The organism is Flavobacterium sp. LMO6 (assembly GCF_009495795.1).
Lineage (GTDB): Bacteria > Bacteroidota > Bacteroidia > Flavobacteriales > Flavobacteriaceae > Flavobacterium.
On record NZ_WIBH01000001.1, the window covers coordinates 318999 to 337459 of the forward strand.

Consider the following 18461-nt stretch of genomic DNA (forward strand, 5'->3'; position numbering starts at 1 on the left):
TATTACGATATCATCGCACCATTAATCACACCTTCCGCATCTGGGTTTACAAAAACCAATTTTCCTTCAGCGTTGTTGGTTAATAATAACATGCCTTCACTTTCTACTCCACGTAATGCTCTTGGAGCCAAATTTACTAAAACGGTAACGCGTTTTCCAATAACTTCTTCAGGTGTAAAATGCTCTGCAATTCCAGAAACGATCGTTCTCACGTCAATTCCGGTGTCCACTTTTAAAACTAAAAGTTTGTTGGCTTTTGGCATTTTTTCTGCTTCCATGATGGTTCCAATTCGTAAATCTATTTTGGCAAAATCTTCAAACGAAGCCGTTTCTTTTTGCGGTTCAGCTTTTGCGTTTTCAGCTTTATTAGCAGTTTTAGTTGCTTCCAATTTGTCTATTTGTTTTTGAATTTCGGCATCTTCAATTTGGGCAAACAAGATTTCGGCTTGACCAATTTGATGTCCAGCTGTTAACAAATCAGTTTTAGTCGTTACATCGTTCCAACCTAAAGCATCGATTTTTAAAATATTCGATAATTTTTTAGCTGTAAACGGTAAAAATGGCTCCGATAAAACTGCTAATGCTGAAGCAATTTGCAATGCCACATACATTTGCGTTTGTACTCTTGCCGGATTTTCTTTTACCATTTTCCATGGTTCTTCATCCGCTAAATATTTGTTTCCTAAACGTGCCACGTTCATTAATTCACCTAACGCTTCTCTAAATCTGTAACGTTCAATTGAACTTGAAATTACGGCTGGATATGCTTTTAATTCGGCTAAAGTTTGTTCGTCAACTTCAGAAAATTCGTTTGGAGCAGGAACAATTCCGTTATAATATTTATTAGTCAACACCACGACACGATTGATGAAATTTCCAAAAATTGCCGCTAATTCATTATTATTTCTTGCTTGAAAATCTTTCCAAGTAAAGTCGTTATCTTTAGTTTCTGGAGCATTTGCCGTTAACGCATAACGCAACGAATCTTGTTTTTCTGGAAAATCTAATAAATATTCATGCAACCAAACGGCCCAGTTTTTAGAAGTCGATAATTTGTTTCCTTCTAAATTTAAGAATTCATTGGCTGGAACATTATCAGGTAAAATGTAACTTCCTTCTGCTTTTAGCATCGCTGGGAAAATGATGCAATGGAAAACAATATTATCTTTCCCAATGAAGTGAACTAATTTTGTGTCGGCATCTTTCCAATACGGTTCCCAATCTTTTCCTTCGCGAGCTGCCCATTCTTTTGTTGATGAAATGTAGCCAATTGGCGCATCAAACCAAACGTATAATTTTTTTCCTTCAGCACCTTCCACAGGAACATCTATTCCCCAATCCAAATCACGTGTTACTGCTCTTGGCTCTAAACCGCCATCTACCCATGATTTTACTTGTCCGTAAACATTAGGTTTCCAGTCGTTTTTATGACCTTCTAAAATCCATTCCCTTAAGAACGATTCGTAACGATTTAAAGGTAAAAACCAGTGTTTTGTTGATTTTAGAATCGGAGTTTCACCAGTAATGGTTGATTTCGGATTAATTAAATCAGTTGCATTTAAAGTCGAACCACATTTTTCACATTGATCGCCGTATGCTTCAGGATTGTCACACTTTGGACAAGTTCCTGTTACGAAACGGTCTGCTAAAAATTGATCCGCTTTTGCATCGTATAATTGTTCGGTAGTTTCTTCAATGAAATCACCGTTATCGTATAGTTTTTTGAAAAATTCCGAAGCTGTTTTATGATGAATTTCCGAGGAAGTTCTGGAATAGTTATCAAAAGAAATTCCGAAATCTAAAAACGATTGACGGATAATTCCATCATATTTATCAATTACTTCTTGCGGTGTGATGCCTTCTTTTTTTGCTTTCATTGAAATGGCAACACCATGTTCATCACTTCCACAAACAAATGCTACATCTTTTCCTTGCAAACGCAAATATCTCGCATAAATATCTGAAGGAACATAAACACCTGCTAAATGCCCAATGTGAATAGGTCCATTTGTATAAGGTAAAGCCGCTGTAATCGTATATCTTTTAGCTTCGCTCAGTTCGGCATTGCCTCGAGTTGGATTTTCTAACATATCATCATAAAATTTGATGCAAAAATAGTGAACAATTTTATCTTAATTCTTAAATGCGAATACTTTTAGTAAATCTTTCGATAAAAATGTTTGCCAAAATACCCAAACATAAAACACCTAGAGGAAGAAATGGTATATACCAAACAATAAAATTAAGATGATAGTGGATGCTTGAGTGTTGAATAAACAATATGAACCAAGATATAGGAGCAATTATAGAAAACCAAGTTGAAAAAACAATGGCTTTATATTTTTTAAAATCTATTTTTAATAAAAGTAAACAAGAACAAAAAATTAAAATTAAAAGAAGTACAAAAGGAACGTTTGGTTTTATCCATGAAAAAATATCTCCTGATAGGTATTTAATCAAGATTTGAACATACATGTTATTTGAAATTTCGGCCGTTTTTCCTTCAATTATCACACTTGAAGTTCTTAAGTTATAAGAATATATGATATGATTAATCCCTTCTGAAAAGCTTCCTTTTAATTGTTTTAATTGCCATAATAGAATAAAAACTTTAACGAGTATTCCCATTACAACGACAATTCCAATTTTAAAGCTAAAAATGATAAAATCTTTTATTTTTTTATTGTCTTTTATGTAGTAGTAAATAACAGGTACATATACAGCAATTAAGGTTGTTGTGATATATTCAAATCCGTTAAAAAAACATTTTAAAAAAACACTTATAAATGTTAATGCCAATATTTTATTTGGATTTGATTTTAAAAACTCTAACCCTAACAATATAGTTAAAAAAGGGATGTAGAAAGCCCAAAGACACCAATATAAACTGGAAGAAAAAAGCCAAATCCAGCTGGAAAACGCAATAAAAAAAAGTACAACTAATGCAGGAATAAAACCAAAATTTCTTTTACACCAACCTATAAAGATGCTAAAAATGAAAGCATTTAGCAATAAAGTAAAATTTTTAAGAATTTCAATATTGGTAACTAAATCAAAAGGTGAAATTTTGTTAAAGACAGAATAGAGCATTCCCTGACCGCCAGTTTGTGAATTATAAGCGTAAAATGCTTTGTAGTTATCTCTGTCAGATTTGTTTTTCAATAACTTAAATTGATTTATTGAATTTTGTTTAAATTCCTCATCAGTTGAGCTAGATTTAAGCAATCCAGACAATCCAGAATAAGATAATATGCCAGACCTTTCACTTTCCATTAATCTACCAACTATAAGAGATTCAGAAACATAGTCGTAAGGAATTCCATCTTTTACATTACTTTTAAAAAAGCAAAATAAAATAATCGTTGAAAAAAAACACAGCCAATTGGTTTTAAAAAAAATCATTTATAGTTGAAATTTTATATATTTCTATTTTTATAATAGACTCCTTACTAATGTAGTGATAGAGTTAAGTGCTTAAGAAAACAAAATATTTTTATATTTTTATTTGATAGGATTTTAAACAAAAATAATTCATTTCAATATTGATTCCCTAATTTTAATTGGATTTTGTTTACTTTTGAGTTAATAAAATCTGACTATGTATAGATTTATTTTAGTACTTATTTTAATTTCAAACATTTCTCATTCGCAAAAGAAAATGAAAATTCCACCTTATCTTAAAAAAGGCGACACAGTTGCTATTGTTTGTACGGCTCGTAAATTTTTTCCAGAAGATGCAAAACCAGCTATTGAATTACTAGAATCTTGGGGTTTAAAAACTAAATTAGGCCGAACTATAGGTTTAGACAGTTGCCAATTAGGAGGAACTGATGCTGAACGAATTGCCGATTTTCAAGAAATGATGGATGACGACAATGTCAAAGCCATTTGGTGCGCGCGTGGCGGATATGGAACAGTTCGAATTATAGATGCTTTAGATTTTACCAAATTCAAAAAGCATCCCAAATGGATTATGGGTTTTTCTGATGTTACGGTTTTACACAGTCAACTAAATGTAGAACGTGTGGCAACATTGCATTCCATTATGCCATTTACAGTTCCAAAAGCACCTGAAGAAGTGAAAGAAACATTGCGAAAAGCACTTTTTGGAGAAGCAATTTCGTATATCATTCCATCAAAATCGTATGATGTAAAAGGAAAAGCTTCGGGCGAAATAGTAGGTGGAAATATTTCGATTTTATATAGTTTATTAGGTTCAAAATCATCCATTGATACGAAAGGAAAGATTCTGTTTATTGAAGATTTGGACGAATATTTGTATCATATCGACAGAATGATGTACAATTTAAAACGCAACGGATATTTTGAAAATGTAAAAGGAATTATTGTAGGGAGCATGGCCGATATGCACGATAACGAAATTCCGTTCGGACAAAATGAAGTGCAAATAATTACAGCAATCGCTAAAGAATACAACATTCCAATTGCTTTCGAATTCCCAGCGGGACATCAAAAAGACAACCGAACATTAATTCTAGGAAAACAAGTAGATTTTGAAGTGAATGATACAGAAGTAAAACTTCAATTCCATTAAAATTAGCACATCGACACATTGAAAATTGACACATTGAGCAAATGGCTGAACACAACGATTTAGGAAAACTAGGAGAAGAATTAGCAGTTGATTTCTTAGAAAAAAACGGCTACGAAATTTTAGACACCAACTGGACTTATGACAAAGCAGAAATTGATATTATTGCCAAAAAAGAAACTATTTTAGCTGTAGTAGAAGTCAAAACACGTTCAAGCTTAGATTTTGGTTTGCCTCAGGAATTCGTGAAGCCAAAAAAAATACAACTATTGGTAAAAGCTATAAATGAATATGTTAATCAAAATGATTTGGACTTGGAAGTTCGATTTGATATTGTAGCCATTCACAAAGAAAATTCAAATTTTGTTATAGAACATATTGAAGAAGCATTTTATTATTTTTAATATTAAATTTGTAACAAATTGTTTTTTGTTTTTTACCTTTGCAACAACAACACAAACAACTATTAAAAATGAAAACTATTTCTTCAGTAGTAGAACAATACATTAAATCTAAGCCTTTTTTATTAAGTTCCCTTTCGCAAGGTATTATCAATTTAACTTCTTTAGCAAGAATAATGATGCCCGAATTAGAATCACATTTAGGGAAAGATGTGAAACAAGGAGCTGTAGTGATGTCTTTAAAAAGACTTTCTGAAGAATTAGACTTCAAAATCAATTATAAAATTTCAAAGGTTTTAAAAAATATTGGAGAAATAACAGTTCGATCTTCACTTACCGATTTTACTTACATAATTTCTGATACACTTTTAGATAATCAGGCTAAATTAATTTCTGAAATTAACAAACAACAAGATATTTTTTATACTTCTTCAAGAGGTGTTAATGAAACTAATATTGTAATAAGTGCTTCTGTAGAGCAATTAATTGAAACAGTTTTTAAAAACGAAAAACTAACGCATAAAATAGAAAATCTTTCTTCTATTACTGTAAAATTACCACAAGAAAATATTTCTACTCCTGGTGTTTATTATTATATTTTTCAAAGGTTAGCTTGGGAAGGAATTATTATTCATGAAGTAATTTCAACCACAAATGAGTTTACAATTATAGTAAGTGATGATCAAATAGATGTGGCATTTAAGGTTATAAAAGACCTAAAAAATGTATTTGATTAACAAAAAAGCAACTATTTTTTTTCACATCAAAAAAAGAAACGTATTTTTACCACTCTATACATACTAAAAATTGTTTTTAGTAGTTTAAGTACAAATACGTTTTTACATTGAAAAGCACTATAATAAAATACTCTTTTGCGATTGGTTTTATCTTTTTTTTGATAGCATGTTCTGTCAAAAAAGATAAATTCATTAACCGTAATTTTCATGCAGTTACTACAGAATATAATGTTTTATATAATGGTAATTTAGCACTAGACAAAGGTTTAGAAGATTTAAAAATTACTTATCAAGATAATTTTTGGGAAGTTTTACCTATTGAAAGAACTTCTGATAAAGAGGAAGCCATTTTGCCTGGGCAAACAAAAAACCAAAATTTTGAACGTGCCGAAGAAAAAGCGGTAAAAGCGATTCAAAAGCATTCAATGAATATCGCTGGAACAGAAAAAAATCCTCAAATGGACGAGGCTTATTTGTTATTAGCAAAAGCGAGATACTATGAAAATCGTTTTATTCCTGCTCTTGAAGCTCTAAATTACATTCTTTATAAATATCCACTTAGTGATCGAATTTATCATGCTAAAGTATGGCGAGAAAAAGTAAATATTCGTCTTGATAATGAAGATGTAGCTATTAAAAATCTAAAGAGACTTCTTAAAGACCAAAAAATAAAAGGACAAGATTTAGCTGATGCAAATGCTATGTTGGCTCAGGCTTACATGAATATTCAGGTTAAAGATACTGCAATTGCAGCGCTAAAAGTTGCAAAAGAAGCCACTAATAACAACGAAGAAAAAGCACGTTACACTTTTATCTTAGGACAATTGTATGAAACCCTTCAATACAATGATAGTGCCTATTCGGCTTTTGAAGAAGTAATCGATATGAATAGAAAATCTCCTCGAAGATATGTTATTCAATCTCATGCCAAACAAGCGCTTCAATTTGATTACAAAAATGGAGATACTTTAGTATTTGTTGAAAAATTTAATAAACTTTTAGAAGACAGAGAAAACCGACCGTTTTTAGATATTTTAAATCATCAAATGGGAATTTTTTATGATAAACAAGATCTAAATACCAAAGCAAAAACCTATTATAACAAATCGATTAAAGCACTTTCTAGAGATAAATATTTGGTTTCTTCAAATTATAGAAATTTAGGAGAAATCTTTTTTAAAGAAGCAGATTATAAAACTGCAGGACAATATTACGATAGTACTTTGGTGCAATTAGATGATAGAACTAGAGAATACCGAAAAATAAAAAAGAAAAGAGATAATCTAGAAGATGTTATTAAATATGAAGCTATAGCACAACAAAATGATAGTATTCTAAATGTTGTTGCTATGAATGATTTAGAAAGAGTAACCTATTATGAAAATTATATTTCTAAATTAAAGATTGAAGATGAGAAAAAAGCCAAATTAGCTGAAGAAAAGGCTAAAAAAGAAGCAAATATTCAGGCAAGTGTTTCGAATAATAGTCCATCAGGAAAATTAAATCCGGCAGGTAAAAAAGATGGGCAAGCTATTGATATGGGTGGAGCTTCAATGTTGCCTCCGGGAATGGGTATAGACAATGGTTCAAGTAATTTTTACTTTTACAACCCAGTTGCGGTAGAATTTGGAAGAAAAGAATTTCAATCGAGATGGGGAAAACGAGCTTTAAAAGACAATTGGAGAATGTCATCGGTTGTTACAATCGATTCTAATAACATAAAAAATGATAGTATTGGTTCAGATCAGAAAGAGGAGGAAATTAAAAATGAACTGAATCCAAAATACAATACTGAATTTTACTTATCTCAAATCCCAACAGACCAAAAACTTTTAGATAGTTTGGCTAAAGACAGAAATTTTGCTTACTACCAATTAGGATTAATTTATAAGGAAAAATTTAAGGAATATTCATTGGCAGCTTCTCGTTTAGAGCAACTTTTAAAGAACAATCCAGAAGAGCGTTTAGTGCTTCCAGCGATGTATAATTTGTATAAAATTTATCAGCAAATTTCGGCTTCAAAAGCTGAAGAAATGAAACAAAGAATTTTGGCACAATATCCAAATAGCCGTTATGCTCAAATTTTAAATAATCCAGAAGTTGAAATAACCGATAATGAAAATCCGGAATTGGTGTTTAACGCCTTGTATAAAAAATTTGAAAGCAATCAAGTCAGAGAGGTTTTAGTAGAAGTTGATGAAGCAATTTTTAAATTTGCCGGAGAAGAATCACTTCCAAAATTTGAAATGTTAAAAGCAAAAATAGTGGCTCGTTTAAAAGGAGTTGAAGAATACAAAAAGGCTTTAAATTTTGTTGCATTAACATATCCAAATGTAGACGAAGGAAAACAAGCTGAAAAAATGGTTCAAATGGAAGTTCCATTAATTGAAGCTTTAGATTTTGGGCTAGAAACAACTACAGGCTATAAAATCATTTTTCCTAAAAAATATCCATACGAAAAAGAAGTAAAAAATGTAACAGAAAAAATAGCAAAATATATTAAAGATACTAATGCAGTTGCCTTAAAATCGTCTGAAGATATTTACGATTTAACTAATAATTTTATTGTAATTCATGGTTTTGATGATAAAGATGCTGCAATATCCGTTTTGTCTGTTTTGCAATTGCATAAAAATTATAAAATAACAGATAAAGTTTATATTATTTCAACAGAAGATTATAAGATTGTGCAGATGAAGAAAAAGTTGGAACAATGGATTTTGTTAAATAAATAAAAACCCCAAAAAAGCCTATTAATATGTTTGACAAAGTGAAAAACCAAGATCATTTATTAGGAAAAACTAATAGAATTGTAGAAGGAACTTCCATTATAGGAAATATTACAACTTTAGCCGATTTTAGATTAGATGGAAAACTAACCGGAAATTTCTCATCGGAAGGAAAAATTGTAATTGGTCCTTCAGGCGAAGTAGTTGGAGATATTGTGTGTAAGAGTATTGATGTTGAAGGTAAATTTTCAGGAAAATTACTTACAGAAGGCATGCTAAATATAAAATCAAAAGCGCATATAACAGGTGAGGTAATTGTTGGAAAATTAGCCGTAGAACCAGGCGCAAAATTTGAAGCAAGTTGCGAGATGAGAAATTCCTAATTTCGAATTCAAAGAATCAAATAAAAAAATGAGTTAAATGAGGACTCAAACTAAATAATGAATTCTAATAACAAACAATCCAATAAGTGGTTGGCACTAATCAATATCCCATTTCAAATGGGATTGATTATTTTTTTTGGAGTTATGTTGGGACAATGGTTAGATGAAAAATATAAAATTGAAGGTTCTACATTAACGATAATAGTTTCATTGTTGGCTGTTTTTTTAGCATTATATAATGTAATTCAGCAAGTTAATAAATTGAATAAAGATAAATAATGATAAAAAAAATCTCAAAACTTTTGATGGTTTTACTTCCTTTGACCTTTGTTTTATACTTTTGTCAGGAATTTATTTTAAGTAATTTTTTCAATCATTTGGAGTTTAAATTAACAACAATTTCTATTTATTTTTTTCATTTTTTTACGGTTATAGTTTCGTATGTTCTATTAGTTATTGTAAATAAATATTTTTTTCCTCAAACAGGATATGCTTTTTTGGCATTTGGTATTATTAAAATGGGACTTTCGGTTTATTTTCTTATGCCAGTTATACAGTCGAATTTAGCAGATAAGGTACCAGATGTTTTATCGTTTTTTATACCTTTTTTTATTTATCTGTTTTTAGAAACAATTTTTTCAGTTACATTACTTAATAGTTCAAATTTGAATGATAATCAGTAAACTATATTATTTGATTACTTTTTTTTAAAAATTATAATAATATGTTTTCATTTTTTAATTAATAATGTACCTTTGCACAAAATTTAGAGGAAATAAATTTTACTATTATTAGTATAAGTATATGAGAATAGCAAATCGCACAATTCAATTTTTGTTTTCATTATCATTTTTGATTTTACCATTAATGGCTTCTGCAAGCGGAGGACATTCAGAATCAGCTGATAAAGAGTTTAGCGCTACAGAGCTTATTAATTCGCACATCGGAGACGCTCACGAGTTTCACATAGCTGATTGGAATGGTCACGCAATTTCGTTGCCATTACCTATTATTTTATGGACAGATAATGGATTAGAGATTTTTTCTGCTTCAGAATTTCATCATGATAACACAGGTCATCATGTAGCTAAAGAAAAATTTGTAAGATATAATGAAGTAATTTTTTATGCTGACAAATTTGAAACATTAAAAGAAGAAGATAAAAGTGCTTTTAATTTTGGGGCACGTCCTTTAGATTTTTCAATCACGAAGAATGTTTTTTCAATGTTAATGTCTGTTATCATTCTTTTGATTTTATTTATAACAGTTGCGCGTTCTTATAAAAAGAACAGCATGGCTCCAAAAGGATTAGCTGGTTTCTTAGAACCATTAGTAATTTTTGTTAGAGATGATATTGCAATTCCTAATATTGGAGAAAAGAAATATGGAAAATACATGCCGTATTTATTAACTATCTTTTTCTTCATTTGGATTAATAACTTAATTGGTTTAATTCCTTTCTTCCCATTTAGTTCTAACTTAACTGGAAATATTTACTTTACTTTTGTAATGGCATTTATTACATTTTTGATTACAACTTTAAGTGCAAACAAAGCATATTGGGGACACATTTTTGCACCACCAGTGCCAAAAGCATTATATCCAATTATGTGGCCAGTTGAAATTATTGGTATGTTTACAAAACCATTCGCATTAATGATTCGTTTATTCGCTAACATTACTGCAGGTCACATTATTATTTTGAGTTTAATTTCATTGATATATATATTCAAAACAGTTGCAATTGCTCCAGTTTCAGGTGCTTTCGTATTGTTCATGAGTGTTTTAGAAATGTTAGTTGCTGCTTTACAAGCATATGTATTTACTTTGTTATCAGCATTATTTATTGGTCAGGCTGTTGAAGAGCACGACCATCACTAGAATTGAGTTTTATTAATTATTAACTATATAAATATTTTATTATGGTATTAGCTGGAATCGGTGCTGGATTAGCTGTTATTGGAGCTGGAATCGGTATTGGAAAAATTGGTGGATCTGCTATGGACGCTATGGCAAGACAACCAGAAGTTGCTGGTAAAATTCAAACTGCAATGATTATTGCTGCTGCTCTTATCGAGGGTGTTGCTTTATTCGCTGTTGTAGTTGCATTAATTGCAAAGTAATTAAAGATAAACTTCTTACAGCGGTTGGCTGTAAGAAGTTTTTATTAAGAAACTAAATTAACAATATAGATATATGAACTTTACTTCACCAGAAAGCTTAGTATTTTGGACAACCTTAATTTTCGTTGTATTTTTTCTTTTAATGAGAAAATTTGCTTGGAAACCTATTTTAGGAGCAGTTAAAGGAAGAGAAGACTCTATTAACAACGCTTTATTAGCAGCTGAAAACGCTAAAAAAGATATGTTAAACTTGAAGTCTGATAATGAAAAATTATTAGCTGAAGCAAGAGCTGAAAGAGACTTGATGATGAAAGAAGCAAGAGAAATCAAAGAAAAAATGATTGCTGATGCTAAATCTGAAGCGCAAGCTCAAGGCGAAAAAATGATTGAATCGGCAAAAGCTTCAATCGAAAGTGAGAAAAATGCAGCTATGGCAGAATTGAAAAATCAAGTTTCTTCTTTGTCATTAGAAATTGCTGAGACATTATTAAAAGGAGAATTATCTAACAAAGAGGCTCAAACTAAATTGGTTGAGAAAATGTTAGGTGACGCTAAATTAAACTAATATCATGGCAGGAACTAGAGCAGCAATTCGATACGCTAAAGCCATTTTGGACATTGCCCAAGTGAACAACAGCACACAAGCTGTAAATTCTGATATGACTTCAATTGTTAACGCAATTAAAGACAGCGCTGAGTTAAAAGATTTCTTGCAAAGTCCAATTGTTAAAGGTGAAATTAAATTTTCTTCTTTAAACGAAATTTTTGCCTCTGCTCAAAAAGAGACAAAAGGATTATTTCAATTGCTTTTAGTAAACAAAAGATTTGAATTATTAAATGATGTTGCTTTACAGTTCAATGCTTTATACGATGAACTTAACGGAATTGAGATTGCAAAGGTAACTACCGCTTTCCCAATTACTCCTGAGTTAGAAGCTAAAGTATTGGCAAAAATTGCATCGTTTTCAAATAAAAATATTACCATTCAAAATATTGTAGATCCAGCTATCATTGGTGGATTTATTTTAAGAATGGGCGACAAACAATACAATGCATCTGTGTCAAGCAGATTGCAAAATTTAAAAAGAGAGTTTAGTAATTAATATACCATTAAAGATATATCAAAATGGCGGAAATTAAACCTGCTGAAATTTCAGCAATATTAAAACAACAATTATCAGGTTTTGAATCTGGTGCATCGTTAGAAGAAGTTGGAACAGTACTTCAAGTAGGAGACGGTATCGCTCGTGTTTACGGATTATCAAACGCTCAATATGGTGAGTTAGTACAATTCGATAACGGATTAGAAGCTATCGTTCTGAACTTAGAAGAAGACAATGTGGGTGTGGTACTTTTAGGACCATCAACAGGAATCAAAGAAGGTTCTACAGTAAAAAGAACACAACGTATTGCTTCTCTTAAAGTAGGAGAAGAAATGGTAGGTCGTGTTGTGGATACTTTAGGTAACCCAATTGATGGTAAAGGTCCAATTGGTGGAACTTTATATGAGATGCCATTAGAAAGAAAAGCTCCTGGAGTTATCTTCCGTCAACCCGTAACTGAACCATTACAAACAGGAGTAAAAGCAGTTGATGCGATGATTCCAGTTGGTAGAGGTCAACGTGAGTTGGTTATTGGTGACCGTCAAACTGGTAAATCAACAGTTTGTATTGATACCATCTTAAATCAAAAAGAATTTTACGATGCAGGAAAACCTGTATTCTGTATATATGTTGCAATTGGGCAAAAAGCTTCAACTGTAGCAGGAATCGCAAAAATGTTAGAAGAAAAAGGTGCAATGGCTTATACCGTTATTGTTGCTGCAAATGCTTCTGATCCAGCTCCAATGCAAGTATATGCTCCTATGGCAGGTGCTGCAATTGGTGAGTATTTCAGAGATTCTGGTCGTCCAGCTTTAATTGTTTATGATGATTTATCTAAACAAGCTGTTGCTTACCGTGAGGTATCTTTATTATTAAGAAGACCACCAGGACGTGAGGCTTACCCTGGAGACGTTTTCTACTTACACTCTCGTTTATTAGAAAGAGCTTGTAAAGTAATTAACAACGACGAAATCGCTAAAAACATGAATGACCTACCAGATTCTATTAAAGGAATCGTTAAAGGTGGTGGTTCGTTAACGGCTTTACCAATTATTGAAACACAAGCGGGTGACGTTTCTGCTTATATCCCAACAAACGTAATTTCGATTACAGACGGACAGATTTTCTTAGATGGTGATTTATTCAACTCTGGAGTTCGTCCTGCAATTAACGTAGGTATTTCGGTATCTCGTGTTGGAGGTAATGCACAAATTAAATCAATGAAAAAAGTATCAGGTACTTTAAAATTAGACCAAGCACAATTCCGTGAATTAGAAGCTTTCGCGAAATTTGGTTCTGACTTAGATGCGGTTACTTTAAACGTTATTGAAAAAGGAAAAAGAAACGTTGAAATCTTAAAACAAGGTTTAAACTCTCCTTTTACAGTAGAAGATCAGGTGGCTATCATTTATGCAGGTTCTAAAAACTTGTTAAGAAATGTACCAGTTGTAAAAGTAAAAGAATTTGAAAAAGATTTCTTAGAATACTTAAATGCTAAACATAGAGATACATTAGACGCACTTAAAGCAGGTAAGTTTGATGACGCTATCACTGACGTTTTAGAAAAAGTAGCGAAAGAAATTTCAGCAAAATATAATTAATTAGTCAATTAGACAATGTGTCAATTAGACAATTAATTGGCACATTGATAAATTGGCACATTGACAAATTAACAAAATGGCAAACTTAAAGGAAATACGTAATAGGATTACTTCTGTTTCATCTACGATGCAAATTACATCGGCGATGAAAATGGTTTCTGCTGCAAAATTAAAAAAAGCGCAAGATGCTATTACAGCAATGCGTCCGTATGCAGAAAAACTTACTGAGCTATTACAAAACTTAAGTGCAACTCTTGAAGGAGAAGTTGGAGGTACTTTTACAGCTCAAAGAGAAGTAAATAAAGTACTTATTGTTGCAATTACTTCAAATAGAGGTTTGTGTGGTGCGTTTAATACGAATGTAATTAAACAAGCAAAAGCAGTTGCTGATACGTATGCAGGAAAACAAGTAGATATTTTTGCTATTGGTAAAAAAGGAAACGATGTTTTGCGTAAAACAAATAACGTAATCGAAGTTAACAATGTTATTTTTGATAAATTAACTTTTGAAAATGTTTCTGACATTGCTCAATTGTTAATGGATAAATTTGTTGCAGGTGATTATGATAAAATCGAAATTGTTTACAACGAATTTAAAAATGCTGCAACTCAAATTGTAAGAACACAACAGTTTTTACCATTGGCTCCAATTGTTGGTGGCGAAGTAGTAGCTTCTGATTATATTTTTGAACCTTCTAAAGAAGAAATTGTATTGACTTTGATTCCAAAATCATTAAAAACACAATTATACAAATCGATTAGAGATTCATTTGCAGCAGAACACGGAGCGCGTATGACAGCAATGCATAAAGCAACCGATAACGCTACAGAATTAAGAGACCAATTAAAATTAACCTACAACAAAGCGCGTCAAGCGGCTATTACAAACGAAATCTTAGAAATTGTTGGTGGAGCAGAAGCTTTGAACAATTAGACGAAGTCAAATTTTCAAAAAGCGAAGCTTTGAAAAGCTAGTTTTAATACACATATTTATTAAAAGTCCCGATTTATTCGGGACTTTTTATATTTGAAAGCGAAAATACATAATTAAGTATTTATAAAAACTCTATTAGTTTTGATATTTTTGCTCTTATTTAACAGAAAAATCTTTATTTTTTTATGAAAGATATTTATCAATTATCAAAAATATTTATAAAGAGTACAGCAAAAAATATTCAGTTTGATTTTTATCATAATAATCAAATTATACTGCAAATATTTAAAGGTTATGATGTAGTTAATTGGAGAGATAAGCCTAATAGTATTGACAACGATCAAACTGTTTTTCAGTTACTATTTAATGGTGGTAAAGAAAACAATAAATTAAATCTTTTAAAGTTTAAAAATTCCTTGATATTCGAAGATTTTGTACATGTTAATTTTTATAAGCAAGAAACATATTTTTATGGATTAAAAATAACAGATGAAATAGAATTAGTGAATTATATAGAGAAAATTATTTCAAGTGTTTATTTATTCGATATACAAAAAGTTGTGTTTACACTTAAAGTTTATTAATCTCAATAAAATACAATTATACTTCTATTCACAGAAAATTTTTCCCGATAGCGCGTAATTGCATTCCGTGTCCACGAAGAAATATTTCACGATTTATTCGAGACTTTTTTGTTTTATCTTTGTGTGAATGATAATTTTATAAAATTTGAACTATTTGAGACGATTCGTTCTTTAATAGTTATTTAGTTTAAAAAGAAAATTAAGTAAGCCCTATAATATCAATGATTTAAAATGGTTAAAAACGTTTATATATTTGGAATTATAATTTTTACTATAATTCTATCATTTAGTACTATTTCATGTAATCGTGAAAAAGAAAATTATGATCGTTTTAAAGCGGCTGTTTCATTAATAAGTCAAACTAAAGCTATTAATGATTCTTTGATTAAATTTAGAGATAGTTTAGAAGTGAAATTCATTTGTTGTTATATATCTTCGACAGAAAAACATGAATTATTATCATTTGTACTTTTACAAGCTAAATCCAAACAGTTTCCTGCATTAAAAGTTGATAAAAAATATTGGATTGAAAATATTCAGGGTATAGATATTCTATTCAAAGATCATAATGATACAGTACGAATAGAAGATATTAAATTAAATTCTAAAGCTCAAGAATTGCTGCGTAAAGGTTACATAACAAAGGATAATAGAAATACCTTAATGCGACCTGATTTTATTAAATTTGTTTTTTGTAAGAATAATTATGATAATTATTTTGCGTATGATTTAATTTTTTTAGGTGTGGAGGAAAATAGATTAAGAGCATTAGATAAGCCTTTTTATGAAGAATCATATTATCCTAACTGTTTAAATTAAGTGAATTAGAATTTATATAATTTCCAGATTATATGGATTTACTAAGCTGCCCACAACAAAAAGCTATTTTCATTGCAATAATTCATTTAACAAAACCTTTTTTCCCTCATTTACTTTTATTGGTATATTTGTAAGTAACAAACTATTTTCCAATGAAAAAATATTGCTGTTTCTTCTTACTACTTTTCACCTTTTTTGGTAATGCTCAAAATCTTCGTTTAGAAGACATCATGAAAGGAAATGAATTCATCGGGCACCAACCTGATAATCACCGTTGGTCAATTGATGGGCAAACCGTTTTATTTGATTGCAATCCGAATAATGAAGTAGATAATAGCACCTATTTTTGGAACAAATCGAGCAAGTCGCCTCAAAAAGTAACGACTTCAAATCCTATGTATGATTTGGATTTTATGGCAACACAGAAAGATTATGATGTTGTGTATTATACCAATCAAGGCGTTTTATATGCGTATACCAAATCCACTAAAAAGACTAAAAAAGTCATTCAATTAGCAGACCGAATTGCTTCTGTTCAAAGAAGTAGTGAACCTAATATCATCTTTTTTCAGCAAAATCGCAATGTGTATCAATTCAATACCAAAGATTTTTCGATTGTTCAATTAACTAATTTTAAATCGGGAAAGGAAAATAAAGGGTCAAAAGAGGAAGATTCATTTCTAAAAGATCAACAAACAGCATTGTTTCAATTTGTTCGCGATGAAGCAAAAGCAGACGAATGGTATGAAGCGCAATCTAAAACCAACAAAGAGAAGTTTCCAAAAGAAATTTTCTATGATAAATCATCGTTAGAACAAATAAAAGCATCGCCTGATGGAAAATTTGTGACGTTTCGAACTTCAGATTATCCAACGCAAACTTCAACCAATGTAGAGCATTTCATCACCGATGATGGGTTTACTCAAAGTAAAAAAGCACGCGCAAAAGTTTCGGTAGAGGGTTTCAGTAAGCATAAATTCGGAATTTTCAATGTAGAAAAAGATACTACGTATTACGTTTCATTTTCTAATTTATCGGGCATCAAAGAAGCGCCAAAATACTACCAAGACTACGAAAATCTAAAAGATAAATCGGATTACGAAACGGCAATAGTAATGCAAAGTCCAGTGTATAGCAAAGACGGAAAAAATGCGGTTTTAGAAATCAGAAGTCAAGACAACAAACACCGTTGGATGGTGCAATTGGATTTAGTTTCAGGAAAAATCACCGAATTAGATCACCAACACGACGAAGCATGGATTGGCGGACCGGGAATTCCAGGCTATAGTTTCAGTAGTGGAACACTTGATTTTATTGACAATTCAACCATTTATTTTCAATCGGAAGTTACTGGTTTTTCACATTTGTACACGTTCAATCTGAAAACCAAGAAAAAAGAAGCATTAACAAAAGGAAATTGGGAAGTTCGAAATGTTCAATTATCGAATGATACCAAATCGTTTTACATCACAACCACCACAACACATCCAGGCAACAGAAGTTTTTATAAATTAGACATCGCTTCTAAAAAAATGACCGGAATTTTAACGAATGATGGCAACTACGAAGTAGAATTATCTCCAGACGAGCAAACACTTTTGGTGCGTTATTCGTATAAAAACAAACCTTGGGAATTGTACGTTGGTGCTAACAAACCGAATGCAGATTTGAAACAAATTACCTTTTCAACTACGCCAGAATTCAAAAAATACAATTGGAAAACACCAGAAGTTATCACCTTTAAAGCGGAAGACGGAACGACAGTCTACGCACGTTTGTACCAACCAAAAGTGGAGAACAAGAACAAAGCCGCAGTCATTTTTGTACACGGTGCCGGTTATTTGCAAAACGCACATAATTATTGGAGCACGTATCACAGAGAATTCATGTTTCACAATTTACTTACCGATTTAGGCTATACCGTTTTAGACATCGATTACAGAGCGAGTGATGGTTATGGACGTGATTTTAGAACGGGAATTTACCGTCACATGGGTGGAAAAGATTTATCAGATCAATTGGATGGAAAAAAATATTTAGTAGAAAAAGCAGGAATTGACGCGAATCGTGTTGGAATTTACGGTGGTTCGTATGGCGGATTCATTACATTGATGGCTTTGTTAACAGAACCAGGCGAATTCAAAGCAGGAGCCGCTTTACGTTCGGTAACCGATTGGGCGCATTATAATCACGGATACACGTCAAACATTTTGAATTTTCCAGAAACCGATCCAGAAGCGTACAAGAAAAGTTCTCCGATTTATTTTGCGAATAATTTGCAAGACAAATTGTTAATGTTACACGGAATGGTAGACGACAACGTTCAATTCCAAGACATTGTTCGATTAACGCAACGATTTATCGAATTAGGTAAAAAAGACTGGGATTTAGCTGTATTTCCAGTGGAAGCGCATGGATTTAAAAGAACGTATTCTTGGGTTGACGAATACCGAAGAATTTTAGACTTATTCAACGAAAATCTATTACAAAAATAA

At 31.3% G+C, this 18461-nt stretch carries 17 protein-coding genes; 15 read left to right on the forward strand and 2 right to left on the reverse strand.

Features of this window, described 5'->3' with window-relative positions; all coding sequences use genetic code 11:
• Window positions 1-2: 2 nt before the first annotated feature.
• Both metG and GFJ99_RS01440 read right to left on the reverse strand, forming a co-directional pair.
• Window positions 3-2090 (reverse strand): methionine--tRNA ligase, encoded by a 2088-nt coding sequence (gene metG, locus GFJ99_RS01435; RefSeq protein ID WP_153207224.1) that lies wholly within the window; start codon window positions 2088-2090, stop codon window positions 3-5.
• A gap of 49 nt (window positions 2091-2139) precedes the next feature.
• Entirely contained in the window at window positions 2140-3402 is a 1263-nt protein-coding gene (locus GFJ99_RS01440; RefSeq protein ID WP_153207225.1) for a hypothetical protein, read from the reverse strand.
• Window positions 3403-3598: 196 nt separating this feature from the next.
• Here GFJ99_RS01440 and GFJ99_RS01445 point away from each other — a divergent pair, with 196 nt between their 5' ends.
• The 15 genes from GFJ99_RS01445 (at window position 3599) to GFJ99_RS01515 (ending at window position 18461) form a co-directional block, all read left to right on the forward strand.
• Window positions 3599-4555: an LD-carboxypeptidase gene (locus GFJ99_RS01445; RefSeq protein ID WP_153207226.1), complete on the forward strand. Its 957-nt coding sequence runs from the start codon at window positions 3599-3601 to the stop codon at window positions 4553-4555.
• Between the two features lie 41 nt (window positions 4556-4596).
• A complete protein-coding gene (locus GFJ99_RS01450) occupies window positions 4597-4956 on the forward strand; it encodes a YraN family protein (protein WP_008255633.1) in 360 nt (119 codons plus the stop codon).
• Between the two features lie 68 nt (window positions 4957-5024).
• On the forward strand, window positions 5025-5690 hold the full coding sequence (locus GFJ99_RS01455) for a hypothetical protein (protein WP_008255634.1): 666 nt from the start codon (window positions 5025-5027) through the stop codon (window positions 5688-5690).
• A gap of 107 nt (window positions 5691-5797) precedes the next feature.
• Window positions 5798-8425: a gliding motility protein gene (locus tag GFJ99_RS01460; RefSeq protein WP_238990056.1), complete on the forward strand. Its 2628-nt coding sequence runs from the start codon at window positions 5798-5800 to the stop codon at window positions 8423-8425.
• 23 nt (window positions 8426-8448) lie between these two features.
• The gene (locus GFJ99_RS01465) at window positions 8449-8802 is read left to right on the forward strand and encodes a polymer-forming cytoskeletal protein (protein ID WP_153207227.1); all 354 of its coding nucleotides are present in this window, start codon (window positions 8449-8451) and stop codon (window positions 8800-8802) included.
• A 57-nt stretch (window positions 8803-8859) separates the two neighbouring features.
• Window positions 8860-9081: an AtpZ/AtpI family protein gene (locus tag GFJ99_RS01470; RefSeq protein WP_153207228.1), complete on the forward strand. Its 222-nt coding sequence runs from the start codon at window positions 8860-8862 to the stop codon at window positions 9079-9081.
• A gap of 525 nt (window positions 9082-9606) precedes the next feature.
• A complete protein-coding gene (gene atpB, locus GFJ99_RS01475) occupies window positions 9607-10683 on the forward strand; it encodes a F0F1 ATP synthase subunit A (RefSeq protein WP_153207229.1) in 1077 nt (358 codons plus the stop codon).
• A gap of 41 nt (window positions 10684-10724) precedes the next feature.
• Window positions 10725-10925, forward strand: a complete 201-nt coding sequence (atpE, locus tag GFJ99_RS01480; protein ID WP_026717725.1) for an ATP synthase F0 subunit C — start codon at window positions 10725-10727, stop codon at window positions 10923-10925.
• A 73-nt stretch (window positions 10926-10998) separates the two neighbouring features.
• Entirely contained in the window at window positions 10999-11490 is a 492-nt protein-coding gene (locus tag GFJ99_RS01485; RefSeq protein WP_153207230.1) for a F0F1 ATP synthase subunit B, read from the forward strand.
• A gap of 4 nt (window positions 11491-11494) precedes the next feature.
• A complete protein-coding gene (gene atpH / locus GFJ99_RS01490; RefSeq protein WP_153201109.1) occupies window positions 11495-12028 on the forward strand; it encodes an ATP synthase F1 subunit delta in 534 nt (177 codons plus the stop codon).
• Window positions 12029-12051: 23 nt separating this feature from the next.
• Entirely contained in the window at window positions 12052-13629 is a 1578-nt protein-coding gene (gene atpA / locus GFJ99_RS01495) for a F0F1 ATP synthase subunit alpha (RefSeq protein ID WP_153207231.1), read from the forward strand.
• Window positions 13630-13705: 76 nt separating this feature from the next.
• Window positions 13706-14563 (forward strand): ATP synthase F1 subunit gamma, encoded by an 858-nt coding sequence (gene atpG / locus GFJ99_RS01500; protein ID WP_153207232.1) that lies wholly within the window; start codon window positions 13706-13708, stop codon window positions 14561-14563.
• 185 nt (window positions 14564-14748) lie between these two features.
• Window positions 14749-15147, forward strand: coding sequence for a hypothetical protein (locus tag GFJ99_RS01505; RefSeq protein WP_153207233.1), 399 nt, complete (start codon window positions 14749-14751; stop codon window positions 15145-15147).
• A 231-nt stretch (window positions 15148-15378) separates the two neighbouring features.
• Entirely contained in the window at window positions 15379-15966 is a 588-nt protein-coding gene (locus tag GFJ99_RS01510) for a hypothetical protein (RefSeq protein ID WP_153207234.1), read from the forward strand.
• Window positions 15967-16118: 152 nt separating this feature from the next.
• A complete protein-coding gene (locus GFJ99_RS01515; protein ID WP_153207235.1) occupies window positions 16119-18461 on the forward strand; it encodes a prolyl oligopeptidase family serine peptidase in 2343 nt (780 codons plus the stop codon).

Excerpts from the sequence above, each read along its gene's own strand:
- metG (WP_153207224.1), bottom strand. The coding sequence starts at position 2,090 with ATGTTAGAAAATCCAACTCGAGGCAATGCCGAACTGAGCGAAGCTAAA.
- GFJ99_RS01440 (WP_153207225.1), bottom strand. The coding sequence starts at position 3,402 with ATGATTTTTTTTAAAACCAATTGGCTGTGTTTTTTTTCAACGATTATT.
- GFJ99_RS01445 (WP_153207226.1), top strand. The coding sequence starts at position 3,599 with ATGTATAGATTTATTTTAGTACTTATTTTAATTTCAAACATTTCTCAT.
- GFJ99_RS01450 (WP_008255633.1), top strand. The coding sequence starts at position 4,597 with ATGGCTGAACACAACGATTTAGGAAAACTAGGAGAAGAATTAGCAGTT.
- GFJ99_RS01455 (WP_008255634.1), top strand. The coding sequence starts at position 5,025 with ATGAAAACTATTTCTTCAGTAGTAGAACAATACATTAAATCTAAGCCT.
- GFJ99_RS01465 (WP_153207227.1), top strand. The coding sequence starts at position 8,449 with ATGTTTGACAAAGTGAAAAACCAAGATCATTTATTAGGAAAAACTAAT.
- GFJ99_RS01470 (WP_153207228.1), top strand. The coding sequence starts at position 8,860 with ATGAATTCTAATAACAAACAATCCAATAAGTGGTTGGCACTAATCAAT.
- atpB (WP_153207229.1), top strand. The coding sequence starts at position 9,607 with ATGAGAATAGCAAATCGCACAATTCAATTTTTGTTTTCATTATCATTT.
- atpE (WP_026717725.1), top strand. The coding sequence starts at position 10,725 with ATGGTATTAGCTGGAATCGGTGCTGGATTAGCTGTTATTGGAGCTGGA.
- GFJ99_RS01485 (WP_153207230.1), top strand. The coding sequence starts at position 10,999 with ATGAACTTTACTTCACCAGAAAGCTTAGTATTTTGGACAACCTTAATT.
- atpH (WP_153201109.1), top strand. The coding sequence starts at position 11,495 with ATGGCAGGAACTAGAGCAGCAATTCGATACGCTAAAGCCATTTTGGAC.
- atpA (WP_153207231.1), top strand. The coding sequence starts at position 12,052 with ATGGCGGAAATTAAACCTGCTGAAATTTCAGCAATATTAAAACAACAA.
- atpG (WP_153207232.1), top strand. The coding sequence starts at position 13,706 with ATGGCAAACTTAAAGGAAATACGTAATAGGATTACTTCTGTTTCATCT.
- GFJ99_RS01505 (WP_153207233.1), top strand. The coding sequence starts at position 14,749 with ATGAAAGATATTTATCAATTATCAAAAATATTTATAAAGAGTACAGCA.
- GFJ99_RS01510 (WP_153207234.1), top strand. The coding sequence starts at position 15,379 with ATGGTTAAAAACGTTTATATATTTGGAATTATAATTTTTACTATAATT.
- GFJ99_RS01515 (WP_153207235.1), top strand. The coding sequence starts at position 16,119 with ATGAAAAAATATTGCTGTTTCTTCTTACTACTTTTCACCTTTTTTGGT.